Origin of the sequence: Nitrosomonas communis (assembly GCF_900114745.1) — a bacterium.
GTDB classification, from domain to species: Bacteria; Pseudomonadota; Gammaproteobacteria; order Burkholderiales; family Nitrosomonadaceae; genus Nitrosomonas; species Nitrosomonas communis_A.
Genome location: NZ_FOUB01000015.1, coordinates 42720 through 68085 on the forward strand (window position 1 = coordinate 42720; position 25366 = coordinate 68085).

At 42.9% G+C, this 25366-nt stretch carries 27 protein-coding genes, 1 tRNA gene and 1 pseudogene; 15 read left to right on the plus strand and 14 right to left on the minus strand.

The features are described from left to right. Positions 1 to 37 precede the first annotated feature (37 nt). A complete protein-coding gene (locus BM122_RS07895; protein ID WP_074905023.1) occupies positions 38 to 445 on the plus strand; it encodes a hypothetical protein in 408 nt (135 codons plus the stop codon). A gap of 76 nt (positions 446 to 521) precedes the next feature. Here the strand turns inward: BM122_RS07895 and BM122_RS07900 are convergent, their stop codons facing one another. The 5 genes from BM122_RS07900 to BM122_RS07920 all read right to left on the minus strand — a co-directional run bounded on the left by BM122_RS07900 (position 522) and on the right by BM122_RS07920 (position 6022). Next, a complete protein-coding gene (locus BM122_RS07900; RefSeq protein WP_074905025.1) occupies positions 522 to 824 on the minus strand; it encodes a hypothetical protein in 303 nt (100 codons plus the stop codon). 55 nt (positions 825 to 879) lie between these two features. Next, positions 880 to 3207: a nitric oxide reductase activation protein NorD gene (locus tag BM122_RS07905; protein ID WP_074905027.1), complete on the minus strand. Its 2328-nt coding sequence runs from the start codon at positions 3205 to 3207 to the stop codon at positions 880 to 882. Positions 3208 to 3251: 44 nt separating this feature from the next. Continuing rightward, positions 3252 to 4055, minus strand: coding sequence for a CbbQ/NirQ/NorQ/GpvN family protein (locus BM122_RS07910; protein WP_074905028.1), 804 nt, complete (start codon positions 4053 to 4055; stop codon positions 3252 to 3254). Positions 4056 to 4176: 121 nt separating this feature from the next. Then, on the minus strand, positions 4177 to 4533 hold the full coding sequence (locus BM122_RS07915; protein ID WP_074905030.1) for a ribulose bisphosphate carboxylase small subunit: 357 nt from the start codon (positions 4531 to 4533) through the stop codon (positions 4177 to 4179). A gap of 67 nt (positions 4534 to 4600) precedes the next feature. Beyond that, complete coding sequence (locus BM122_RS07920; RefSeq protein WP_074905032.1) at positions 4601 to 6022, minus strand: form I ribulose bisphosphate carboxylase large subunit; 1422 nt, start codon at positions 6020 to 6022, stop codon at positions 4601 to 4603. A gap of 208 nt (positions 6023 to 6230) precedes the next feature. Between BM122_RS07920 and BM122_RS07925 the strand changes: the two genes are divergently transcribed. Next, positions 6231 to 7133, plus strand: a complete 903-nt coding sequence (locus BM122_RS07925; protein WP_177198073.1) for a LysR family transcriptional regulator — start codon at positions 6231 to 6233, stop codon at positions 7131 to 7133. Between the two features lie 190 nt (positions 7134 to 7323). Here BM122_RS07925 and BM122_RS07930 read toward each other — a convergent pair whose 3' ends face one another. From BM122_RS07930 to BM122_RS07950, 5 genes are all read right to left on the minus strand, one after another. Then, positions 7324 to 7956 (minus strand): alpha/beta hydrolase, encoded by a 633-nt coding sequence (locus BM122_RS07930; protein ID WP_256211950.1) that lies wholly within the window; start codon positions 7954 to 7956, stop codon positions 7324 to 7326. A gap of 35 nt (positions 7957 to 7991) precedes the next feature. Then, positions 7992 to 8300 carry a (2Fe-2S) ferredoxin domain-containing protein gene (locus BM122_RS07935; RefSeq protein ID WP_074905034.1) on the minus strand — a complete coding sequence of 103 codons (309 nt, stop codon included), beginning with the start codon at positions 8298 to 8300 and terminating at the stop codon, positions 7992 to 7994. 222 nt (positions 8301 to 8522) lie between these two features. Further along, the gene (gene ubiB / locus BM122_RS07940) at positions 8523 to 10049 is read right to left on the minus strand and encodes a ubiquinone biosynthesis regulatory protein kinase UbiB (RefSeq protein WP_074905036.1); all 1527 of its coding nucleotides are present in this window, start codon (positions 10047 to 10049) and stop codon (positions 8523 to 8525) included. Positions 10050 to 10142: 93 nt separating this feature from the next. Beyond that, entirely contained in the window at positions 10143 to 10754 is a 612-nt protein-coding gene (locus tag BM122_RS07945) for a ubiquinone biosynthesis accessory factor UbiJ (protein ID WP_074905038.1), read from the minus strand. Between the two features lie 160 nt (positions 10755 to 10914). Next, positions 10915 to 11355, minus strand: a complete 441-nt coding sequence (locus BM122_RS07950) for a hypothetical protein (protein ID WP_074905040.1) — start codon at positions 11353 to 11355, stop codon at positions 10915 to 10917. Between the two features lie 186 nt (positions 11356 to 11541). Here BM122_RS07950 and BM122_RS07955 point away from each other — a divergent pair, with 186 nt between their 5' ends. The 8 genes from BM122_RS07955 (at position 11542) to BM122_RS07990 (ending at position 17734) form a co-directional block, all read left to right on the plus strand. Further along, positions 11542 to 12771, plus strand: a complete 1230-nt coding sequence (locus BM122_RS07955; protein ID WP_074905042.1) for an aspartate kinase — start codon at positions 11542 to 11544, stop codon at positions 12769 to 12771. Between the two features lie 66 nt (positions 12772 to 12837). Continuing rightward, positions 12838 to 12930, plus strand: a tRNA-Ser gene (locus tag BM122_RS07960). 240 nt (positions 12931 to 13170) lie between these two features. After that, positions 13171 to 14307: a tyrosine-type recombinase/integrase gene (locus tag BM122_RS07965; protein WP_256211951.1), complete on the plus strand. Its 1137-nt coding sequence runs from the start codon at positions 13171 to 13173 to the stop codon at positions 14305 to 14307. Between the two features lie 201 nt (positions 14308 to 14508). Then, positions 14509 to 14817, plus strand: a complete 309-nt coding sequence (locus BM122_RS07970) for a helix-turn-helix transcriptional regulator (RefSeq protein ID WP_256211952.1) — start codon at positions 14509 to 14511, stop codon at positions 14815 to 14817. A 461-nt stretch (positions 14818 to 15278) separates the two neighbouring features. Beyond that, positions 15279 to 15815: a recombinase zinc ribbon domain-containing protein gene (locus BM122_RS07975; protein ID WP_218152030.1), complete on the plus strand. Its 537-nt coding sequence runs from the start codon at positions 15279 to 15281 to the stop codon at positions 15813 to 15815. Then, positions 15812 to 16255, plus strand: coding sequence for a LacI family transcriptional regulator (locus tag BM122_RS07980; RefSeq protein ID WP_074905044.1), 444 nt, complete (start codon positions 15812 to 15814; stop codon positions 16253 to 16255). The genes BM122_RS07975 and BM122_RS07980 overlap by 4 nt, the downstream gene beginning before the upstream one ends. 123 nt (positions 16256 to 16378) lie before the next feature. Further along, positions 16379 to 16660, plus strand: coding sequence for a SemiSWEET transporter (locus BM122_RS07985; RefSeq protein WP_074905046.1), 282 nt, complete (start codon positions 16379 to 16381; stop codon positions 16658 to 16660). Positions 16661 to 16900: 240 nt separating this feature from the next. Then, positions 16901 to 17734, plus strand: coding sequence for an NYN domain-containing protein (locus BM122_RS07990; RefSeq protein WP_074905048.1), 834 nt, complete (start codon positions 16901 to 16903; stop codon positions 17732 to 17734). A 20-nt stretch (positions 17735 to 17754) separates the two neighbouring features. On the opposite strand, the pseudogene BM122_RS24975 reads toward BM122_RS07990, so the two are convergent. The 3 genes and pseudogenes from BM122_RS24975 to BM122_RS08000 all read right to left on the minus strand — a co-directional run. After that, positions 17755 to 18039, minus strand: a pseudogene (locus tag BM122_RS24975) (thermonuclease family protein); the annotation flags it as partial. A 12-nt stretch (positions 18040 to 18051) separates the two neighbouring features. Beyond that, a complete protein-coding gene (locus BM122_RS24980; RefSeq protein ID WP_256211954.1) occupies positions 18052 to 18249 on the minus strand; it encodes a thermonuclease family protein in 198 nt (65 codons plus the stop codon). A gap of 60 nt (positions 18250 to 18309) precedes the next feature. Continuing rightward, positions 18310 to 18495 carry a hypothetical protein gene (locus tag BM122_RS08000; protein WP_074905050.1) on the minus strand — a complete coding sequence of 62 codons (186 nt, stop codon included), beginning with the start codon at positions 18493 to 18495 and terminating at the stop codon, positions 18310 to 18312. A gap of 328 nt (positions 18496 to 18823) precedes the next feature. On the opposite strand from BM122_RS08000, the gene BM122_RS08005 reads away from it, so the two are divergent. Beyond that, a complete protein-coding gene (locus BM122_RS08005) occupies positions 18824 to 19090 on the plus strand; it encodes a DUF2934 domain-containing protein (RefSeq protein ID WP_074905052.1) in 267 nt (88 codons plus the stop codon). A 254-nt stretch (positions 19091 to 19344) separates the two neighbouring features. Then, the gene (locus BM122_RS08010; RefSeq protein WP_218152031.1) at positions 19345 to 20562 is read left to right on the plus strand and encodes a zinc-dependent alcohol dehydrogenase; all 1218 of its coding nucleotides are present in this window, start codon (positions 19345 to 19347) and stop codon (positions 20560 to 20562) included. Positions 20563 to 20823: 261 nt separating this feature from the next. On the opposite strand, the gene BM122_RS08015 is transcribed toward BM122_RS08010, so the two are convergent. After that, the gene (locus tag BM122_RS08015; protein WP_143083358.1) at positions 20824 to 21408 is read right to left on the minus strand and encodes a hypothetical protein; all 585 of its coding nucleotides are present in this window, start codon (positions 21406 to 21408) and stop codon (positions 20824 to 20826) included. Between the two features lie 737 nt (positions 21409 to 22145). Here BM122_RS08015 and BM122_RS08020 point away from each other — a divergent pair. The 3 genes from BM122_RS08020 to BM122_RS08030 all read left to right on the plus strand — a co-directional run bounded on the left by BM122_RS08020 (position 22146) and on the right by BM122_RS08030 (position 25360). Further along, a complete protein-coding gene (locus BM122_RS08020) occupies positions 22146 to 22616 on the plus strand; it encodes a KGG domain-containing protein (protein ID WP_074905056.1) in 471 nt (156 codons plus the stop codon). 334 nt (positions 22617 to 22950) lie between these two features. Next, positions 22951 to 24489: a cytochrome B6 gene (locus tag BM122_RS08025; protein ID WP_074905058.1), complete on the plus strand. Its 1539-nt coding sequence runs from the start codon at positions 22951 to 22953 to the stop codon at positions 24487 to 24489. 679 nt (positions 24490 to 25168) lie between these two features. Further along, positions 25169 to 25360: a hypothetical protein gene (locus BM122_RS08030; protein ID WP_074905061.1), complete on the plus strand. Its 192-nt coding sequence runs from the start codon at positions 25169 to 25171 to the stop codon at positions 25358 to 25360. Positions 25361 to 25366 lie beyond the last annotated feature (6 nt).

Consider the following 25366-nt stretch of genomic DNA (forward strand, 5'->3'; position numbering starts at 1 on the left):
AATCTAATCTCGAAAATTATAGAAGGAGAATTGACAAATGGAGATTACTTGTTATCGCGATACTGAGATCAAGCGGGAACCCCATTTTCTTCCTGCGAGTACTTATAACCTGGCACGCCAGCTACTTGCTCGTTGTCCTGATGATTATCTATTTGTACCCATCCGGTCTATGCAGTACTTAGCTATCCTGGACAAGGAAGAATTCATTTTTATCGATGGTGAACGTAAATGCTGGATTGACATTGCATGGCAAAATTTCCACTCGCAAGATCGCACTAATCTCAGCCAGCCGGTAGCATATGAAGTCGTTTATTATGGAGAGAATCAATCAGATATTATGCTAAGGCTTCAGAAGGAATTTCCAAAGTCATTGCAATTACTCGCCGACAAGCAGATACCCAAAACGCCTGCACGAGTAATCAAATTCCCTGTAGCCCAAAGTTAATGGCGAAGTGCTCATCACGTGTTCGTGGTGAGCACAGGTATAAATACTCTTGATAAAACACCCTTGTTATTTGCGTTCAGTCATCCTCACCGAGTTCTGCATTCCATCCGTTACTTTTTGCAGCATCGATAATTTCTGAATAAAGCTTGATATGCCGTTGTTGTAAATCAGCCGGTAAGCGGCTAGGCAAATGAGCATATGGCTCCCATGCTGCATAAACTTTTTCATATAGATTCTGCATCTGCGACTGGCTCCAGCCTGCACACGTTTCTGATTCTGGCAAGATTCCAAAAATCCAGGCATCGATGACGATGCGTCCAAGATGGGTTAGACCGCCATGGGTATCTTTATTAATTCCCACGTAAAATTGTTTGTTCATCCTACTGATAAAAAAGTATAAAAGTATGTGTAGTAGTATTTCCCAAAGGAAAAAGTTAACGAGTTAATCCTGCATAAAGTAACGGTAATTTTTCTGGAAGCCTCTCTACGTGATCAACTACCATATAATTACGTGCACCAAAAATGCGGGAAACATACTGATCGGCACGCGGATCCAGGCTCATGCAATAGGTGACTATGCCTGCGCGGCCAGCTTCTTCCACAGCTTTTTTAGTATCATAACGCAAGTACTGGGGATCACGTACATCAATATCTGCAGGCTCGCCATCGGTAATGACCAGTAATAGTTTCTTGCTAGATCGTTGTGATTTCAGGTAATAGCTGGCATGTCGAATAGCTGCACCCATACGCGTCGACAGCTGTCCCACCATGCCTGCCAGCTTAGCTTTTGGAATTTCATTATACGGCTGATCGAAATCTTTATACCGGTAATACTCCACATCATGCCGGCCGTCTGAGCAAAACCCATGAATTGCAAAGGGATCACCAATTTTATTGATGGCGTCGGCGAACAATACCGTAGCTTGGCGGGTTAAGTCCAGCACTGAAAACTCCTGCCCAGAAACCTTATCATTAGTCGATTCGGATAAATCCAGCAGCACTAAGACAGATATATCACGTATTTTACGGACAGAGCGCATCATGATACGAGGATCAGGTTGCAGGCCCATGCGAATATCGATCGTGGAATGAATCGCTGCATTGATATCGATTTCGTCACCATCCTCCAGTTTTCTGATGCGTTGCACTCCTTGTGGTTGCATGGCGTCGAGCAAAAATTTCATACGCGAAATCTCACGCTTATATTGTGCAGCAATGCGATCAATTGCTTGAATATCGCCCAATTTAGTCCGTTTTTCCTGAACCGTAACCCATGCAGGGCGTTCCAGCTGAATTTGGTAATCCCATTCTGAGTAATGGTATGGCGGGGAGACAGGTTCTTTACCTTCCAGTTCGTTGTAAGAAACGCCGCTATCTTCATAAGGGAAAAATTCTGTTCCCATCACCCAAATTTCCTGGGCATCATCCCCAGCCGTTTCGACGTCGACTTCATTCGCCAACTCCATGACGCTAACATACTTGCGTATTTGTTTGGGCTCTTCATAGCCAGCAGTTAGCGAGCGTTCAAAATCGAATTCTTCGAATTCCCAAAAATAGCGATTATCATCCAAATAAGGTGCTGTCAGAATATCGGTCCGGGGATGGAACGCAATTTTCTTGTCCATGATTTTGTGGGCAAGCTGGACGCCGATTTCCCAAGAAGTTTGATTATTGTCTAGGCGCTCCTGCGCTTGAGCAAATAAAGATCGGCCTTCGATCACCCAATCATCGTTATCTTCATAGGTAGGATCGAGCAGTGCACGTGCCAGGCGGTTGAGAAAATCCCCGATTGTGGTTTTCATGTCAGGTGTCGCATCGTGCAAACTTGACCAAATCTGACGCAAGCCTGGGAAGCGTTTGATTGATAGCGCTTCTACCCTGGCATCCTCAATAACCGAGATAACCGCCATTTGTAACGGATTCAGAGCCTCGGCAGAGATAGGTGATTTCGTTTCAACCAAATGCGCTGCTGCATGTGCAGCTGCAGCACGGTACACTTCACTTGCTGCAATTTCACCATGTGCATCATAGGCATCAGGTAGATGAATAAGGTAATTTTCAATATAGGGTCGATAACCCTGACGAGTTTCATAATCCCCTGAGGTAGGGCGCATAAAGAAATCACGAGCCCACAAAGCACGTAAGTAAATGTTGATGCGGCGCTGGATATCGACAAACAGCGTGCCTTTTCTTTCTTTTTGGAGAACTGCTTGCGATTCCTTGGAGCTTAAACTGAAATACTGGATCTGTTCCTCGTAATTGGTGCGATGAGCATGTGCTCCCCATAAAGCCCATCTCCGCAAGCCACCAAGCGTCAGCTGCCCGAGTAAAACATCGAGCTTGTCCAGCATCGGACGAACGCCACGGGGTGCCTGAGCAACCAGGGTGTTGACAAACTGAAGATAGTTACGGAATAAATCCGCGTCGCCGAGCCTCTTGGCCGCAGTAGCGGCTGTTGCAAGGATAAGTTCAATCACGGCGCCAGAAGTTTTCGATGCAAGCATCAAAGCCGTAGTTGCGAGGTCACTGATGACATCTTCACCCACTTCTTTAGCAACCTGCGGAGCCTCATCGACCCATGTGTCCACCAGTGAGCGTCCACGTCCAAGCCCTTGCAGAGCAGCAGCTCCTTTCAAGTAATTATCAAGTCCTCGGGGCGAGAAAACTTTGGTCGCATCATGCCAAGTATTCTCAAGCAATGACATGGATTCTGATGGCAACGATTCCAGTAACTCTTTGTAGTCAGTCAGGTTAACGCTCATACCGTATCTTATAAAAAATAAGTCTAAAGAAAATAAATTTCTAATTAGAAAAAGGTAGCTACGGCTGCATCCAGTGCATCGCGCATATCAGGATCATCCGTTATAGGGCGAACGAGCGCTACGCGACATGCAGCCTGAGCTTCCACGCCCTTGGCAATCAAGTTACCTGCGTAGATCAGCATACGAGTAGAAATACCCTCATCCAACCCATGACCTTTTAAGTTGCGGGCACGTTCTGCGATTGACACTAACTTGGTGGAGATGGCTTTATTAATACCAGATTCATGTGACACAATTTCTGTTTCAGTGTCATGATCCGGGTAATTAAAATCTAATGCTCCAAAGCGCTGCTTGGTAGATTGTTTCAGATCTTTCATCAAACTCTGGTAACCAGGATTGTAGGAAATAACTAGCTGAAAATCAGGATGGGCATTGATTAGCTCGCCTTTTTTTTCTAAAGGCAATATCCGGCGACTGTCAGTTACAGGATGGATGACGACGGTGGTATCCTGCCTGGCCTCAACTACTTCATCCAGATAACAAATCGCACCATAGCGCGCAGCAGTGGTCAATGGTCCATCTTGCCACCGTGTACCTTGTGCATCCAGCAAAAATCTTCCGACCAAATCGGATGCGGTCATATCTTCATTACAGGCTACGGTGATAAGGGGTTTCTTGAGTTTCCATGCCATGAATTCGACAAAACGGGTTTTACCACAGCCAGTAGGTCCCTTAAGCATCATCGGTATCCGGGCTGAATAAGCTGCTTCATACAGCGTTACTTCATCAGCGACAGGGTGGTAGTAAGGTTCATGTTTGATCAGGTATTGTTCGATAACGTCGCTCATTTCATTCTCCAGCGTTAACACGTAAGGCGTAGATCATATTCTTAACAACTCAGTACAAAATAAGACCCCCGTTACTTTTCAGCAACGGGGGCTGATGGAACGGATATCCCGTGCTGTGCGATTAAACAGTTTTACCGCGGTAAATCACCATCGCTGTGCCCTGACTTTGGGAGAAATTATCATAACCAATCAGGCGAACATGATTGTTTGGGTTGGCTTTATGGCATGCTTCAGCCTCTGCAAGAATACGATCTACATCCGTTTCGCCGAACATAGGTAATTTCCACATATACCAGTAGTTACTCATGAGATATTCAGGCTCGGTGTGCTCTACCGCAGGGTTCCAGCCTTTGCTCACGATATACTCAACTTGTTTCCTGATTTGCTCCTCACTCAATGCAGGCAAGTAGGAAAAGGTTTCAAATTTGCGGCTGGCTGGATCGCTCAGACGACTCTTATAATCAATCATTTCAGACATTCTTAACTCCAGATAATCAGTAAAAGTTTCTCTGAATCATCATAATTCAGAGAAACAAGTAGGCTACTTATTTATGTGCTACGTCCAGTTTGTCAACGGTATCGAACTCAAATTTGATCTCTTTCCATGTTTCCATGGCGATCTTAAGCTCTGGGCTGTGTTTGGCAGCTTGAGTCAGAATAGCTTTGCCTTCTTTCTCAATAGGTATGCCTTCGTTACGGGCTTCTACGCAGGCTTCCAGCGCTACGCGGTTTGCTGCAGCACCTGCTGCATTACCCCAAGGATGCCCTAATGTTCCACCGCCAAATTGCAGGCATGCATCGTCACCAAAAATTGCAACAAGCGCTGGCATGTGCCAAACATGAATTCCGCCTGAGGCAACTGGGAATACACCAGGCATGGATCCCCAATCTTGGTCGAAGAAAATACCACGGCTACGATCTTCCTTGATAAAGGACTCTCGCATAATATCAATCCAACCTAAAGTTGCTTCACGATCACCTTCCAGTTTACCGACCACAGTTCCGGAGTGCAGATGGTCGCCACCGGATAGACGCAAGGCTTTAGCTAATACGCGGAAATGGATACCATGATGAGGGTTGCGATCCAGTACGGCGTGCATAGCACGATGGATGTGCAGCAGCATGCCATTATTACGGCACCAGTTAGCCAGACCTGTGTTTGCAGTGAAACCGCCTGTGAGAAAGTCATGCATAATGATAGGTGCGCCCAATTCTTTGGCAAATTCAGCACGCTTGTACATTTCTTCAGGGGTAGGGGCCGTTACGTTCAGATAATGGCCCTTACGTTCACCGGTTTCGCGTTCTGCTTTATGAATGGCTTCCATCACAAATTCAAAACGTTGGCGCCAACGCATGAAAGGCTGACTATTAATATTTTCGTCGTCTTTGGTGAGATCCAAGCCACCGCGCAGACACTCATAAACAGCACGACCATAATTCTTAGCCGAGAGACCTAATTTAGGTTTGATAGTACAACCCAACAACGCACGACCATATTTATTGAGCTTGTCACGTTCAGCTTGAATACCATAGGGTGGGCCACCACAGGTTTTTACAAAAGCAATCGGAAAGCGAACATCCTCAAGACGTAATGCACGAATTGCTTTGAAGCCAAACACGTTACCGACTAGCGAGGTAAATACATTAACGACTGAGCCTTCTTCAAATAAGTCAATCGGATAGGCGATAAATGCATAGAAACAAGTATCATCGCCAGGCACGTCTTCGATATGGTAGGCGCGTCCTTTATAGTAATCCAAATCGGTCAATAGGTCAGTCCATACTGTCGTCCAGGTTCCAGTGGAGGATTCAGCAGCAACAGCCGCTGCTGCTTCTTCACGGTCAACACCGGGTTGAGGAGTGATCTTGAAGCAGGCCAGGATATCGGTATCTTGAACGTTATAGTCGGGTTCCCAGTAGGTTTGCCGATATTCTTTAACACCGGCACTGTAGGTTTTAACAGCCATCTTACTTTCTCCTGTTAGTGGGAGTCCTGCCTATAATTCCTCCAGTTAGAGAAAAAAACAGGACGAAATGTTATTAATAAAAGACTATTTGTAATTCAGTAGTTACTATATTAAGAATTAAACATAAGAACAAATTAATAATTTTGATGATTATAATAAGATATTATTTATATATTAAATAACATTTTATTCATTCCCAATCTAGTCTATGTTGCATATTACTCTTCGTCAATTGAAAGTGTTTGAATCGGTCGCCCGTCATTTAAGTTTCTCTCGGGCTGCTGAGGAGCTATTCCTGACGCAACCTGCTGTTTCGATCCAGATCAAGCAACTTGAAGATAATGTAGCGCTTCCTTTATTTGAACAAATGGGAAAACGGATATACCTGACTGAGGCAGGGCAGGAGTTGTATCAGTATAGCCGTGCGATTGCACAGCAATTGGCTGATATGGAGCTTGCTCTGGATGAGTTGAAAGGATTAGAGCGAGGAAAATTAAATATTTCAGTTGTTAGTACGGCTAATTATTTTGCTCCCCACTTATTAGCCAAATTTTATCAGCGCTATCATGGTGTGACAGTGAGCCTTAACGTTTCTAACCGAGAAACTGTACTAAAACATTTGGCGGATAATTTAACTGATTTAGCGATTATGGGACAACCTCCTGAAGGGTTGGATATCATTTCTGAATCTTTTATGGAAAATCCACTGGTCATCATTGCACCGCCTAATCATCCCTTATGTGATAGGCAGCAAATTCCTCTAAAACGTCTTGAACAGGAAATTTTTCTGGTACGTGAGACGGGGTCTGGAACACGCAGTGCGATGGAGCGGTTTTTTGCAGAGCAGCAGATCAAAATACACAGGGGAATGGAGGCGGATACTACTGAAGCAATCAAACAAGCCGTTCAAGCAGGCATGGGGTTGGGTATCATGTCACAGCATACAATCGAATTGGAGCTGGAGGCAAACCGGCTTAAAGTTCTGGATGTACAAGGATTTCCAATTATGCGTCATTGGTATATCGTACATCGCAAAAATAAGCGTTTTTCAAATGTAGCGAAGACATTCAAGGATTTTTTGTTGAAAGAAGCATCAGGTCTAATGTCCTGAAAGAACTACGAGGAAAAAACTAAAGGGCGCCTCTCAAAATTCAGAGCAAGGCGACAATAAAAAATGTTGACATAGCCTATAACTGATATGTAAGGAAACATTTTTTGTGAATAACAAAGTATGGTGATGAAACGGGGTAAGCAGGCAATCTGCGAAGCGGGGCTCGCAAATATGAATTTTAGGAGGTCCCCTAAACTTGACAAGCATTTAAAATTACTTGCTTAAGGGTGGAGAGTTTACCATGAAAGAAATGCTCAGCCCCTGGAATGACGACAACTGGAATTGTTTGCGGTGTCGCCCAATCAAGAACAGAGCGCAGGGGAACAATATCATCCTGGTCGCCATGTACGATGAGTACGCTATCTGCATGGTGAATGACAGCGGGCGCATTCAGGCGATCAACAGAAGGTGCAATGAGCACCAGTTTTTGGGGATTAAGTTGCTGGGCAGCGTAGGTTTGTATAGCTCCACCGAAGGAAAAGCCAGCAAGTAACAATGGTAATTGATAGGGGATAATATCATATTGATGACGGATAGCTTGAGTGACCGCCAGCACATCTTTCACTTCGCCGATACCTTCGGCATAATCTCCTTCGCTTGCACCCACTCCTCTAAAATTGAATTTAACTGTGATATAACCTGACTCAATCAATGCTTTAGAAAGGATATATACGATTTTATTATCCATATTACCATGGTAAAGCGGATGTGGATGAGCAATGATGGCAATTCCGCGAGGTTTAGAAGCTGGAACGAAGACAATCGTTTCCAGTTTGCCAACCGGGCCGCTAACAAATAACTTATGTTCAATCAATGTTTTCAAATCTATCAATCTGATGAAAGTGGATGCGGCAAAGTTCAAATTCTCAGACGTTCAACAATACGGTCATTGATCAAATGCTCATTAATAATCTCATCAATATCTTCCTCATCAATATACGTATACCAGATATCTTCCGGGTAAATCACAATGACAGGTCCTTCGTTACAACGATCAAGGCAGCCAGCGTTGTTAATGCGAATTTTTCCTTTACCACTAAGGTTAAGTGTTCTAATACGATCTTTCGCATAATCACGCATTGCTTGAGCGTTATGATCATTACAGCAGGCTTCCCCAGCTTTACGTTGATTGACGCAGAAAAAAACATGTTTATGATAATAAGTCATCGTGGCAATCTCAATTTGATTTCAGTTCATAACTGGCTATGTTGCCATCTCTGTTTGTAATTCAATACTTGAAGCATTATGGGACCTGCTTTACCAAGATAAAGGATTTATCAGAGTTGACGTAGGCTTAGCAAAGTACTGAATTACATTGCTGCAAACTTCCAGAATCGCTATAACCTTATCATTCAAAAATAGGTTTTAGCAATTTTAATTTTTTCTATTTTAAAGATAGAGCTGTGTCAATACTAGGGCGGCAAGAAGGGCCGCAAGTAATACTGCTACTAAGGCAAGCAAGCGGCTTTGTTTTTTTTCTTGCGCTACCAGTTCAGTGAGCCTTTCTTCCATTATTTGAGCACGTTCTTGGCCTAGCTGGAAGTGTATCAAGCGTGGAAGTTCTGGCAGCATCTTCGCCCAGTTAGGCGCTTCTTTTTGAATGTGGCTTTCCAGACCACGCCAACCAACTTGCTCCGACATCCAGCTTTCCAAAAATGGTTTTGCTGTTTTCCACAAATCAAGATCGGGATCAAGATCACGCCCAAGCCCTTCAATATTGAGCAGGGTTTTTTGTAATAGGACGAGTTGAGGTTGAATTTCTACATTAAATTGACGTGAGACCTGAAACAATCGCAACAAAACACGTCCAAAATAAATTTCCTTCAGCGGTTTATCAAAAATAGGTTCACAAACAGCACGAATACTCGCCTCAAAATCGTTAACACGTGTATTTCTTGGGGCCCAGCCTGCTTCGATATGCGCTTGTGCTATACGTCTGTAGTCACGACGAAAGAAGCCTAGAAAGTTTTGTGCCAGATAATTTTTATCCTCATCGCTGAGCGTCCCCATAATGCCAAAATCTACTGCAATATAGCGTCCATCCAATCCAACAAAAATATTACCTGGGTGCATGTCGGCATGAAAATACCCATCCCGAAATACCTGTGTAAAAAAAATTTCAACGCCAACACGTGCTAGCTGGGGAATATCCATACTATGCTTACGGAGTATGTCGACATGGCTAATAGGTATGCCCTGCACACGTTCCATAACCATGACTTCTGAATGGCAATAATCCCAATAGACTTCTGGAACGAATAATAAGGAAGAATCTAAGAAATTGCGTCGCAATTGGCTACAGTTGGAAGCTTCGCGAACTAGATCGAGCTCATCTGCTAAATGACGTGAAAATTCTATTACTACCTGACGTAACTTTAAGCGTTTACCATCTGGCCAGATTGATTCAAGTAACCATGCACCAGTTTCCATCAATGCAATATCATGCGTAATGACAGGTGCGATATCGGGGCGTAAAATTTTAATGGCAACTTTCGTACCATCATGTAAAGTTGCAAAATGAACTTGAGCGACTGATGCGCTGGCTACGGGTTCTTTCTGAAATTTAGAAAATACTTCATCGATTGGTTTTTCATAAACTTTCTCTAAGGTCGCAACGGCTAAATCTGAAGGAAACGGAGGGACTTGATCCTGAAGTTTTGCCAGTTCATCAGCAAAATCCTGAGCTAATAAATCCCGGCGAGTAGAGAGCATTTGACCAAATTTGATAAAAATAGGCCCCAATTTTTCCAGCGCCAGACGTAAACGCACCGCGCGGGGTAATTTGAGACGTGCCCTGAAAGGCACTAGCATGAAGACTGGTCTCAATAATCGCAAACGAGGATGGCTAAGTAAAATGTCATCTAAGCCAAAACGAAATCCGATTAGAATAATTTTTAAGAGGCGAAAAATAAGCATTTATTCTTATGGCTGACAAAGAACCTCAATAATAGGTCGATTGGATTACTCATTATTATTCATTCTTTTCCAAGTCGCTTTATTACTCCCTATCTATAAAGAAATATTTTTTTCTGCTTTGAAGGGTAATAAACTAATTAAACGATAAATTCGTTTTTCCAGGTGTGTTACGTGATCTTGTAATGAATTTACATCGGTAGTAAAGCGATCCATGTGAAGGTGATTGGGTAAAACAGATTTTTCTTCTGTAAGATATTCGATCAGCGCTTGAGGTAGATTAAGTATACTTTCTGATTGCCAATGAATTAAATTTTTCCCAGTTTTAACTAGGCGGTGAGCAAGGACATCGCCAAAAATGAAGCTTATATCTTGCTCAATATCCCAATGTAGATTCTTGACAATGGATAATAATTCATTGGCAAATAAGGTATCTCCCATAATCTTGATTTCATGAAAAACGCTTTCATCGTGAGAAATCAGACGGGGTAGCAAGCTTGGAGCAACACTAAGGGTAGTGTCTGTGCTGATATCAACCGGTGGGGCTATGGCTAATTTCCCATCAGTTTGTATCACTATGTTCAAATCAAGGAGTGGGAAAATAGAAAGATGGAAAGATTTACCTGCGAAAGATTGTAGATGCTTGCATGCCCATGATTCTCCGTCTAACACATGATTAAAAGCAGCAATGGCAATAGATGGTAACATAAGTAATTGAATAATTATAGCTTGCTAGTCATGCTATGCAAGCGATGAGGTTATTTTTTAAGCTAAAACCTTGCTTATCTTATCGTAGAATTTATTGTGAGAACGTAACTTCGAATTAATTTTATCCAAATTGTTAAAAAACGTATTTGTAGATTTTGTGTCAGGATTGATTTGAATTATTGTTATAATTACCAAGCTCTGCGCCATTATATGAATCTAACCGACTACTTCCCAATCTGTTGATGATGACTTCAGAAATGGTTATATCATCATGCTTTGCCAATTCGGAAAGAATTTGCCATGCTGTATGCGTTATACTGATAACTTTAAGTGGTGATTTATGTTTTTGACTTTCAATTCGATTTCTTTCAATAGAAATCACATTTTTTAGCTGTACCCACTGGGTTTCATTCAACCATTTTTGGCACCATTTGTTAAGTGTTATAGAATCGTGTTTCGCATCTCGATATTCATGCTCAGCACTTAGGCGTTGAGTATCATCTACAGTTAACCAATATGATTTACTCGCTATCTGATCATCAATAAAGTTTACCGCAGTATTTTTATCCTGCTGCCTGATGATATATTTCTGATCGGCCATGTTTTTTAGTATTAGTTAGTATCAACATGATGAAAGTCTTTATTGGCATATTACAAGCCAACATAACAATTTCGCAAGTAATTTTTTATTTGAATTTATAGTAAGGAGATAGTGTTCTTTGCAAGAAATGTGTAAAATTGAAGTTGGTTTCGATTATTTTCATTTCAAGTAAGATCGGGTAATTCAGTGGCTCTTTTTGTTCAAAAATATGGTGGGACATCGGTTGGTAGTACCGAGCGTATCAAAAATGTAGCCCGACGTGTTGCTAAACTCTATGCCCAGGGTCACGAATTAGTGGTAGTTGTCTCTGCTATGAGCGGAGAAACTAATCGCCTTATCACATTAGCTAAAGAAATTCAAACTAATCCTGACCCTCGTGAATTAGATGTAATGGTTTCTACTGGTGAACAAGTTACCGTTGCATTATTAGCGATGGCATTGAAAGAGCTTAATATTAAAGCTAAGAGTTATACAGGCGCACAAGTTAGAATATTAACTGATAACGCATACACCAAGGCACGAATTCTAAAAATAGATGAAGATAGGATTCGATCTGATCTTAAAGCGGGAAATATTGTGGTGGTTGCCGGTTTTCAAGGCATTGATGACGCTAACAATATTACTACGCTAGGACGAGGGGGGTCGGATACTACTGGCGTGGCGCTTGCGGCAGCGCTTAAGGCTGATGAATGCCAAATATACACAGATGTTAATGGTATTTATACAACCGATCCTCGTATCGTACCAGAGGCAAGAAAATTGAAAACAATTATTTTTGAAGAGATGCTTGAAATGGCCAGTCTCGGTTCTAAGGTATTGCAAATACGTTCAGTTGAATTTGCCGGCAAATACAAAGTTAAGCTCAGAGTGCTTTCTAGCTTTGAAGAAGAAGGGGAAGGGACACTGATCACTTTTGAGGAAGATAATAATATGGAACAGGCTGTAATTTCAGGCATTGCTTTTAATCGCGATGAAGCAAAAATAACTATACTGGGTGCACCAGATCATCCGGGTGTGGCTTACCAAATTCTTGGTCCTGTTGCTGATGCCAATATTGACGTGGATATGATTATTCAGAATGTAAGCCACGATGGAACCACTGATTTTTCCTTTACTGTCAATCGTAGTGAATTTGCCAATACAATGGGCATATTGAAGGATAAAATTTTGCCTCATATTGGTGCACGAGATATCATGGGGGGTGATAAGATTGCTAAAGTCTCAGTGGTGGGTGTGGGCATGCGTTCGCATGCGGGTATTGCTAGTAAGATGTTTCGTGTCTTGGCTGAGGAGGGAATCAATATCCAGATGATTTCAACTTCAGAAATTAAGATATCAGTAGTAGTGGACGAGAAATATATGGAGCTTGCAGTCAGGGTTCTGCATAAGGCATTTGATTTAGATCGGGCTCAATAAAGTTTGCAAAAACTCATAAAAAAATTTGACCTGGCATTTTTAACCCGTTATCCTTGCGGCTCTCAAGGAGAGATGGCCGAGTGGTCGAAGGCGCTCCCCTGCTAAGGGAGTATAGGCTCAAAAAGCTTATCGAGGGTTCGAATCCCTCTCTCTCCGCCATATTAATGCAAATACATGCCTAGCATTGCTCACGTTACTGGCTTAAATAAACAGTTTAATAAGATTTTAGCTAAGAGTGGTCAATAGTAGAAAACACGGGTAACAAAATTAAAATAAGGGTAACATTACGGGTAACTCCTACTTGTTTTGAAAAGTTACCCACATGAAATTAACAGACCCCGTAATAAAAGCTGCTCAGCCGAAAGATAAGCCAATAAACTGTCTGACGGTGAAGGTCTTGTGCTGTTAATCCAACCTAATGGTTCCAAATGGTGGCGGTTCAGATACCGGCATAACAACAAAGAAAAAATGCTGTCTATTGGGACTTACCCAGATGTTACCCTCAAAGTAGCTCGCAAAATGAGGGATGTTGCAGCAGATCAATTACAACAAGGTGTTGACCCGTCTCAGTATAGACAAGAACAGAAACAACTCAAACAATTGTCGGTTGAGAATAGTTTTGAGAAAGTTGCACAGCTATGGTGGGATAACTGGAAAACCAACAAGACTAAGCGCCATGCGAATTATACTATTCGCAGGTTAGAAGCGGATATCTTTCCTATAATCGGCAATAAACCAATTACTGAAATAACTACGCCAACTCTTCTGATGGCATTCAAGAAAATAGAATCACGAGGCGCTTTGGATATAGCCAAACGGGCGCTAAACACCTGTAGTCAAGTTTTTCGTTATGCAGTGGGTCATGGACTGGCAGAACGTAATCCAGCAGCAGATATAAAACCATCTGATGTACTTAGGCCCGCCAAATCTAGGAATTACTCAAGATTAAGCCAAAAAGAACTGCCCGAACTGTTGCGTAGAATTGACGAATATGATGGGCAGCCATTAACTAAGTTGGCTTTGCAATTAATGGCTATAACGTTTGTTCGTACCGGCGAATTGATTGGTGCGAAATGGGATGAGATAGAATTTGATATGAAACTGTGGCGTATTCCGGCTGAACGGATGAAGATGAGGACACCCCATATTGTGCCTTTATCTACCCAAGCTATTGCCGTGTTAGAGAAGATAAAAAACTTGCCAGGCAGTACTTCGCTTCTATTCCCAAGCGAGCGTGGAAATGATCGTTGCATGAGTAATAATACCATTCTCTACGCACTCTATAGAATGGGTTACCGCTCACGCATGACAGGTCATGGGTTCAGGGGAATAGCATCAACTATTCTGCATGAGCAAGGCTATCCACATGATCATATTGAATTGCAACTAGCACATAGCGCCAGAAATGAGGTGTCCGCAGCTTATAACTTTGCTTTGTATTTAGAGCCACGTAGGCAGATGATGCAAGACTGGGCTGATTATCTTGATGCAATCAAAGCAGGAGCTATGGTCTTGTCTGTTAAAACTGCGAGATAAAAATCTTTTAGCAAATGTCAGTTAAATATCGTAAACTGTATACAGTTGGAAACAACTAAAACTTAACAATTTCATTTTGAATAGATTCGCGACGCGAAGTCAAAACTGAAAGTAACCCAAAAACCCGAATTTTATTCGGTACCTTAAAAAAAGGTCTTGTAGGTTTTTAGCATTGCGTTGCTCCTTTATTGGAGTCAACCCATGAAAAAACACAAAAAATCTCAACCACTACAGAAAGTTGAGAGAATTTATGCGCCTGTAAATTGCGTACCGCAACCCCCAAAAACTGAGGAAATAACCTTCAATCCCGAAGTTCTGCCGCTAACAGGAAAATCTCGGTGGAGTCAAATCAAGAAATTTTCCCCTGTTTGTCGTGAGACATTCCGTCGATTGTCAAAGGAAGGACGTGCACCACAGCCAGAGCGGTTAGGCGTACGCTGTACATTTTACGACAACAGAGAGCTACACCGCTGGTTAGCTGATCCAATCAATTACCGTATTGATCAGTAGAGGGAGGTGGCGTATTGCACATAAACTACAACTCATGGAATTACGCATAATCGATAGCATCTTACTAGAATCGTGTTGTGGTGGAAGCAGATAATCAATATGAGTATGAAGGCAGCCGATATGCCAGCTTATCAGCATTACACGCGAGATCACTAGTACGCGATAGTCTGGTCTCTTGTTCTTTGGTGTGCAAACACTTGGCAAACCTAAGTCAAGAGTCCAAGAAAAGAGCCCATCGATGAGCTAAGGTTTGAAACGACGCATGTGCAGCGAATTCTATATGCACAAACCGACTGATGAGAGCATAGATCAGGAATGCAAATTAATCGATGTTCAGCGTGAGGTGGGTCTCATGCCTACATTGCAAGCTAAAGAAATCTTACCTCGGTAGGCTGTACAACAAAGAGCAGTGATATCAGGCTGAGCATGCGCCTATCATCGACCGTGATCTGTGGGACAAGGTGCAAGCCGTCCTTGTCACCAATGGGCGCATTCGCGGAAATGATACACGAACAAAGGTGCCGTATCTGCTAAAAGGGATCGTGTTCGGCAATGACGGACGGGCCTTGTCACCATGGCATACGACCAAGAAGAATGGGCGACGCTACCGCTACTATATCCCGCAACGGGACACCAAGGAGCACGCTGGTGTATCGGGTTTGCCGCGGCTACCTGCTGCGGAGCTGGAATCGGCGGTGCTCGACCAATTGCGAGCGATCTTGCGTTCACCAGAATTGGTAGGGGAGGTATTACCTCAGGTAATCAAGCTTGATCCATCATTGGATGAAGCCAAAGTCACCGTGGCAATGACACGGCTCGACGCGATTTGGGATCGACTGTTTCTGGCGGAGCAGACGCGTATCGTAAAGCTTCTAGTTGAAAAGGTGATCGTATCACCCGACGATCTAGAAGTACGGCTTCGTGCCAACGGCATTGAGCGGCTGGTGCTGGAAATGAGTCCGAAGTCAATCGAGCAGGAAAAGGAGGCAATGGCATGAGTGATATCAAAATCCACAAAACAGGCGAGCCGGACATTCTCCAGGCAAGTGATGGCAGGTTAACTCTATCTGTACCAATACAGATCAAGCGTCGCAGTGGGCGTAAGTTGGTCACGTTGCCCAATGGCGAAATTGCGAAAGCTCAGCCTTGGGATAAGGCACCGTCACCATTGCAGTTGGCCTTGGTAAGAGGTCACCGATGGCTAGTCATGCTAGAATTGGGAGAAGCAAAATCACTCAGGGAGATCGCTGCTCGGGAAGGAATTGACAACAGCTATGTCAGCCGCATGGTCAACTTGACCATGCTTGCGCCGGATATTGTCGCTGCTATTTTGGATGATGCGTTACCGAACCACATCACCCTTTTTGATCTGGCGGTGGACCCGCCCGTGTTGTGGGAAGAGCAAAAGGAACGGATTAAGATTACTTTATTTACATAAGCTCCTGATATTTTTTCATAGCTATTCAATTTTTAAATTTTATCGCTTGTCAGAGTGTTTGACGCTATTTCCATTTTTCATTAAAAAAATTTTTTGAATATTTTTTCTACCAAAAGGACTACCATGCTTGAAGATATGTCAATCACTGTGGGCTATATTGCTGCTTTTCTCACCACTGCTGCTTTCGTGCCACAGACTTATCACTCATGGAGCACACGTGATCTGTCAGGTATCTCGCTGCCAATGTACACTATGTTTACTATTGGCGTCGGGTTCTGGCTATTCTACGGTTATCTGATTGGTAGCGTGCCTGTTATATTTGCTAATCTAATAACGTTCTTGTTGTCCAGTATGGTGCTCTGCCTGAAAATTCAGCAAATTATGGCCCAACGTGTTAATCGCTAACGTTGTCTGCGGAGAAGATGCTGTGGCTATGTTACAGCAGCTCGGCAGTATGAAAACCTACAAAACATACTAACCAGCTATATCCTGACAAGAAGTGGCAGACTAATTTTGTCTGTACATTAAGTTTGGCCACCTTGGCTACAAGTTTAGGATGTTCTATTTACTTTCAACCTCAAATAACTTCAGGAATTTTTCCATAAGCATGTTTACCGTAAATTTTGTTGATCTTCGGACAAGTCTATGAACACCGATAGCAATAATCCGAGACTGGCGGTATTGATTGATGCAGATAATACCTTTATGGTAGTCGGCCTCATTGATGAATTGTTTGAGGAAATTTCAAAATTTGGGGATGCGAGTGTCAGGCGTATTTATGGCGACTGGACACAAAATCAACTTAGTCGGTGGAAAGAAATCCTACCTAAACACGCCATCCAGCCCATTCAGCAATATGCCAACACCAAGGGTAAGAATGCAACGGATAGCGCACTGATCATTGACGCCATGGATCTGCTCTACACAGCTCCGCTGGATGGTTTTTGCATCGTTTCCAGCGACAGCGATTTCACCAGACTGGCGATTCGATTCCGCGAAGCCGGTAAATTGGTTTATGGTTTTGGTGAGAAAAAAACACCGGAATCATTGCAAGCCGCCTGCAACGAATTCAAGTACTTCGAGATCCTTTCGCAAAATAAGCAGGTCGATAGTTATGATGGAATTCCGGCGCAAGCGGAAGATATGGCTAGCAAATCCAAAGCGAGTCCGAAAAAGAAAACCACAAAATCTACGACAACTTCGAGCGAAGCTGCATCCATACCCGGTACTAAAAAAAGCTCTAAGGAACTGGCGATGGATACCAAACTAGTATCACTGATCCGCTCTGCAATTGAAGCGCTTTCCGATGAAGACGGCTTTGCTCACATGGGTGAGGTGAAAAAACATATTGTGAAAAACTTCTCAGCGTTCGATTCGCGCAATTACGGTTACGCAAAATTTAGTGACCTCATCAAGACCATTGGTTTGTTCGAAGTAGACGCTCAAAATCAACGTATCAAGGATAAAAGGAAAAAATGAGCAGGACAGCAGTTCACCTCTCATTTTCTTATTTTCCGCCATTCCCAAGGTGGAACTTGCTGTGCTTCCGGTAGACTCCATAGTCCAGCTTTGTTCTGTCTAGCCAGTTTTTCCAAAGTGTAGAGATTCTGATCACTAGCATATTTCCGATATACCCAGGCAGCACCAGTTCTTACCATTTCTGCGTTTACATCGATGTCGCCTACATAGACTCGTCCAACTATACGCCCATAGCGATCGATATCTTGTACTTTGACCAATACGGTCTTGCCGTAAACAAGATGAGATAATGCCTGTTTTGCACGCGTTCCATAAGGTTAGGCTGATTCGGGCGTATCGATCTCAGCGAGCCGTACTTTGATTTGCTGCTTTCGGTCATCCAGAATTGTGAGTGTGTCTCCATCTGATACGCCTAAGACTTTCCCAATATGCTCCTGAGCCGCCGCAAATAACGGCAAGAACGCGAGATAGAGTAATGCCAAAAATAAAATTTTCTTGAAATTTATGAGGTTCACCAGATCATCCTATTCAAATGTTTTGTATAGATACAAACCCTCATTATCCCATCAACTGTTTTAGCCATTTATTGATAGACGGGAAATCAGATTAGTTACCCTGCGTTGTGAGCGTTGAGTCTTAGTTGCCATGACCAATGCTTTGGGTTGCGCAATGATGACGACCAGTTGCTTGCCACGGGTAACGTCAGATGAATACTTATCCAGTAGACCGCTCCATTCAAAAATTGTACAAGTCTCTACCATCCTGCCAGTAAATGCTTTTTTTGCTTCCTTGAGAATAACTCATCCTGTATTCAAACTTTAATTTTAGGCTTATGTATGCTTGCGTACAGATAAAGTCCGTGTCGAAGCGTACTCTAAAGTAGTGTTTCGATTTATCAAACTAGAGATAAAGCGCGCGAACATCCTATGGGGTTTTAAAACTGACCAAATAGAAGGGTATTATCACTTCGAATAAAGGAAAGGATGAGGGTTTCAGCATAATTGGACAAGTTGCGAGGAGAGGCGTCTTGCATGCGGATCTGGTTCACTTGCTCCGTGCCTCTCATCTACAACAATAGAGGAAAAAAACATGGCTAAACAGACACGCACTAGCATTAATCAGAAAAATGACCCCACTATTCCAAGCCAAGAAACTTATGGATTTGAACAGCGCCAAGCAATGATTCGCGAAGCTGCCTACTACCAGTACGAAAAACGTGGTTACGCCCCGGGACATGACCTTGAAGACTGGCTTGCAGCTGAAGCCGAAATTGAGAATAGAATGTCAAAATCTGAGGAAGTGCCATCGAATATAGAATTGCAGAAGAGCGGCCATCCATGGGCCAGCGAAGGATGAGAATTGAAGCGGATGGTCAAACAGCATCCCCATATGGCCATTCCGAAAGTGGAAAGTATCGAGCCGGACATGGCACTGTCTAAGGAATGACGCTGAAGGTAGCAGTTGTACGTTTGTGTTATGTGCTATGAGTAAACATAGCAGACAGAAATAACTTTGCTGTATATCTTCCACCTAGAGCTTGCTCATCAATTGCTGATGAGCAAAGGGCTTATTGTTACTATTCTGATCAGCGCTAATCACAGGTTCAGTATTTGGTCCAGAGACAAAAGATGGCTGCTGAATTGAATGGATCGGAGAAACTCAAAATGAAAGCACTCGTATTTCACAAACCAAAAGATGTAAGGGTCGATACAGTAAACGACCCTAAGATAGAACACGAACAGGACGCCATTATTCGCGTCACCTCTACAGGGATTTGCGGATCCGATCTCCACATCTACAACGGTATGGTTCCACAGCCCCGGCCCATGGTATTAGGACATGAATTCATGGGAGTAGTGGAAGAGCTTGGGACCGGTGTTACTAATTTACGGGTTGGCGACCGGGTTGTCGTTCCGTTTCCTGTTTCATGCGGAAAATGTCATTTCTGCGATATGCAGCTCCCCACACATTGCGAAAGATCGAACGAGAAGACTTACGGTCCTGAGGGGGATATCATAAAAGGCAAAGGAGCGGGAGGAGCTCTGTACGGTTACACCGACATTTACGGAGGTGTAGACGGCGGTCAGGCAGAATATGCGAGAGTAAGATACGCTCATTATAACCCTCGGATAGTTCCTGACAGTTTGACCGATGAGCAGGTGCTGTTCCTTACCGATATTTTTCCTACAGGATGGGCGGCGGTAGAATGGGGGGAAATCAAAGGTGGTGAGACCGTAGCTGTTTTTGGTTGCGGCCCGGTTGGAATAATGGCGCAGAAGGCGGCCTGGCTGAAAGGAGCAAAACGCGTGATAGGGATCGATATCGAAGAGTATCGGTTGGAAAAAGCGCGTGCTGCGGCACGGGTGGAAACCATTAATGCTTGGGATACCGATACTGTGAAAATGATAAGAGAGCTTACCCATGGATATGGAGCCGATGTTTGTATTGATGCCGTTGGAATGGAGGCGCATCGTAGTACGGCCGAGAAAGTGATGAATGTGGTACACATGGAAAAAGGAACGATGAAGGTGCTGGAAAGCTGTCTTGCAGCCGTTCGGCGCGGGGGAACAGTATCTGTAGTCGGCGTTTACGGATCACCTTACGACAATTTTCCTTTATATAAATGGTTTGACAAGGGAATCAAATTAAGAGGCGGACAGGCTCTTGTGCAAAATTATATTGATCTGCTTCTTGAGATGGTCGTAAATGGTAAGGTGGTGCTGGATGATGTGATCACCCATAAAGTTCCCCTGAGTGAGGCAAGCCACATGTACAAAATTTTCAATGATAAAGATGACAATTGTGTAAAAGTTGTGCTTAAGCCCTGATTGGTTTATAACCCGCACGGTGACATAAAAAATAAAATCTCTCATCAACTGAAAGTTGAGGCAGCTGTCTTGAGTGCCGAACAGAAACCATATCTAAAGGTGCGGCGTGCACGCATGTGCTTCGTGTGGTGTGGGAGGTTGAATCTGTTGGTACTGTCTTGAATTTTCTTACCAGGCACTTAGAGAAAGCATGGCAATCGCAGGACAACACTGATAAACACCAGATTAAGCAGCTGTAGCATTCAACTATCTACGTGGCAATCATTTACGAGCACTCTTCGCTCGTGCTGCCCCGATGGCTGAGTGAACGTCCTTTTTCTCTTCAGGTGGCGGCAGTACAGCCTTCATGCCGAGAGATTTTATCCAGAGCTCACGACACCAGCCCATAGTGTGATAGAGATGCTCATCTTCTTCATCTTCTACCTGGTCATATGCATTTTGGAGCGCATCCGCCTCTTTACTTTTAGCTTTTTTTGCAACCTCACCGATAAGCGCCCAATTCTGGTGGTCTTTGGTTTCCGCCAAAACGACGCATTCACAGGCGACAAGCTCGGCAGCTTTTGGGTCGCCAGCTTCAAGAGCCATCTCCATCGCCTTTACCAGCGATTCACCAATATGGCGAACTACTTTTCGTCCTGGCGTTTCCTCATCAGAATCCAGACCCAGTTCTTCGAAAACATCCAGCAGGATTTGATGGTGTTCCTTTGTTTGTTCCAGATATTCTTCCCATTCCTCCATTAGGCTTTCTTCCACTGCACAACGGAGAGCAGTTTGATAGATTTCGATGCCGCCTTTCTCTGTTTCCAAGGCCTGGTACAAGAGTTCATTCTTCTGATCTTCCTTCATTGAAATTTCTCCTTGTAAAAATGGCCCTTCTGTCATCCAGAATGTCAATTTTTGAAATTAATGGCTGACTAGGCTCTATCCATTTGTCATCATCATTACCACGGATCGTTTGCTATTAATCCATTGTGAAGTTTGATAGTGATTAAATACTCATTGCCTGCTCCTCATAATTTTGCTCATAGCTAATGACTCTTTTGGCTAGAAAATTAAGGGGGAGGCCGTTTATCTATCAAGTATTCTTTGCTTGAATAAAATTCAGATGCTGATCTTGGTTTTAGTTTGTTTCACTATATGGGCCAAAGTTCCCTTGATGAAGACATTTGTACCGATATAACGCATAGAAATATCTGATTAATCAAATCAGATGTAGCTACTCAGTAGAGTTGTGAAATATCAAAGAGATAAGTATTCCAGAATGCTTGCTGATGTATTTGTAGATGATATTGATGTTGGGCGAAAAATTAATACTAAACAAATTTCTGATGCGTCGCCAAATTTATTTCATCGTAAAAATCTATTTCACTCAGTCGCTTTCGCACTATCGCTAAATGCTTTTTTTGCTTTTCTAATATAACCTGCTCTGTATTCAATATTTTATTTTAGGCGTATGTATGTTTGCGCACAGATAAAGCCATCTTTGAAGCGTAGCCTAAAGTTGTTCCTCGACTAATCAAACCGAGATAAAGAACCAAAACATAACATGGGTATTTTTAAAACTTACCGAACAGGAGGGTATTATGCCTTCGAATAAAGGAAAGGATGAGGATAACAAGGGCACCAGCCAGCGTGGTTTTGCTTCTATGGATGAAGACAAGCAACGTGAAATTGCGAGCAAGGGTGGCAAGGCAGCTCATGAGAAGGGTACTGCGCATGAGTTTACCTCAGAGGAAGCACGTGAAGCAGGCAGGGAAGGAGGCCGTGTAGCTCATGAAAGGGGGACAGCGCATGAGTTCACCTCAGAGGAAGCACGCGAAGCAGGCCGTGCAGCTCACGAGAAGGGTACTGCGCATGAGTTCACCTCAGAGGAAGCGCGTGAAGCAGGTCGCAAAGGTGGACAGTCAGGTGGTAAAGGTGGCTCCGAGGATGAAGATAAATCTTCTTCCCGCACACATAGCCAAGGCGGTTCCGAAGATGAATCTTCCTCTACCCGTGGCGGTACATCTGAGCAACATGCGAAAGCAGGCAGCCAAAGCCATAAAAATCGCTAGCGAGCGAGAATAACGACGAGCAGGTTTTGTCTGCTCGTCCTCTTTGCACCAATTAGCTAAGCTCGGAGATAGGGAATCCTATTAGAAACCTCTGCATAATTGGTTTTTAGAATTTTTTCTGTACTACTCATAAAAACAATTATTTAAAAATACCATATTATCTAAAAAGCCAGTTCTGCAGAGGTTTTTTCAAAGGATTTATTTCCTTAAAAGTCTAGAAAATCTTGCACCTGTAGCTTGCAATTAAGAGAGTTTATTCTCAGACAGAGAACTATGCTTCAGCATAGCTTTGATCTAATTCTTAATGTAACCCAATTTTTCTAAGGAGGGTACGATGAAAAAATCAAATATTTTATTTATTGCTATAACAGGAATCGGCTTATTCGGTTTTTTAGGAAATACTGCTATCAGTAAGGACAGTAAAGATGCGCCTAAAGATTCGGGTGATGCTGTCGTACAGGCACAAGAAGCTCGACCAGCTGAAAAACCAAAAATAGACAAACAAACCGAGGCGCACGATAAATCCGATATTTTTAAAGCCTCCAATGCTACCCCTCTTTCGGATGCTTTTAAAAATCAACCAGAGAATGGAAAAATTTCAGGATTTGATTTTGCTCGAGATGCGTTAAATTCTAAAAAACCATTTGAGACTTTTGAAGAAATAAAAAGCAAGCTTACCAAAGAACGCCCAACTGTTACAAAAACCCAGCAAGATCTTCTTCAAAAACGCTATAACTTAACTCCACGTTTAGATCCAGAAGCCACCATGACTCGCGGAAAACCCCTGGCTGTGGGTCCAACTGCAAGATTGCCAGATGGCTTAAACTGGCAAAAACTGGCAAAAATGTCCAGCGATGAAATACGTAAGAAAAATATTTTTCCTTATCCCAGCCTTCCGCATCCACAGCAGTCAAGCGGTGGTATGGTATTTCCACCCGTTCAGCTTAAGATGTTTCCAAGGCTGGAAAGATTTGATGTAGAATTTGATTTACCAGAAGCTTTTTTGCCAGAATTTCCACCCGCCATATTTTTGCAAAATCGTCCGGAATTAGGAGATGTTTCCCGAGGAGAAGTCGTTTCAATTAATAATTTTTATGAGCTTTTCAAAGATATTTTGACCCCGGTACAATTAAATGGTTTGCAAATGCTGCTTACACCATTACCACAAGAAGATTTTAATCCAACGGATGACCGAAAATCCGAAAAACCCAGTCTCGGAGTAGCTTGTTTCGATTGCCACATAAATGGTCATACGATAGGTCAATTTCATCAGAGCCCTGATATCCGTCCACAAGAAAGAAGATTTCGCCTTGACACCACAAGCTTAAGGGGAATGTTCAATCAACAGATTCATGGTTCAAAACGAAGCTTGCGATCGGTTGAAGACTTCACTGAATTTGAATTCCGCACAGCTTATTTTAACGGTGATCCTATTCACGCGATGAAAAAAGGATTTCCAATACTTGACAGAATTCACGTAAGTCATATGGCTCAGCTTCAAAATATGCTGGATTTCCCGCCCGCACCAAAATTAGACAGGTATGGACGTCTTGATAATGAAAAAGCCACTGACCAGGAATTACGCGGTGAGAAGATCTTTTTTGGTAAAGGTCAATGCTCCACTTGCCATCAACCTCCTGCGTTTCTGGATCATCAAATGCATGATCTAAAGCTTGAAAGATTCTTGAATGAACCGGGAGATGGGCCGATAAAAACTTTTACGCTGCGCGGTATCAAAGATAGCCCCCCATATTTACATGATGGCCGTTTACTAACCCTGGAAGATACTGTCGAGTTTTTTAACCTGGTTTTACAACTCCAATTAACTGATGAAGAAAAATCCGACCTTGTGGCATATATGAGGCAATTATAATCTTCTAGGTGTGTTGACAATTTGAGATAACTATCTAAAAAATAAACGCAAACTCGTGAATTGATATTACTAAACTTCCAATAAAACGAGTTTGCGATATCTCACTTGATGCTCAGTAAGGAGTTGATCGAACTTGGAAAGCCTCGCCTGAAAGTTACCAAGGTATTATTCTTTATTGGGATTAGATATATAAAGGCATCTCTTAGCTCGTGTAATAGTTACCACAAGCATTTTCTCATGATGAGACTCTACAATTAGTGCAGCAAGTTCGTTTGCTAAGCAGCATTTAATGCTAGCGTCTTCTTTGATTTAAAGGCACTCTTCGTGATCTTATTACTGTTGATACCTGAAATTGTGGTTTCAAGTAGCGCCATGCCCCATCGCTCAGATCACTCGAATATGACTCATTCTTACACTTTTTTTTAATTCATTTGTTTATGGCAAAATTAGCTAGATAGCGCTAGGATTCAGAATTTGGAAAATGTTTCTATGGCCTTACACGTATTGTATTAGTAATAAAGTAAGGTGATACTGAATAAAATTAAGCAATATTTGATCGAAGCTATGAAGGATTTCCCTTACTTCAAGTAATCCATAATTATGAAAAGTATCCTGCCTCGCCATGTAGGCTTCATTCCCGACGGCAATCAACGCTGGGCTCAGTCTCGAATCCTGGCAGATGACACAACAGCAGGCGAGCACCATTACGATCCTCACACCTGCAGCAGCCACTACCACCGCCAACAGTAATTATAGTGTGCCAAAAAAATGTGGCGTTTTGGCTATTGATCTCCTTGCCTGCATTGAAACCATGCTAACCAGAAATTACGGTACATTTGACGTTTTGGCTGTCCAGACAACCTGCCGTTAGCTGTTT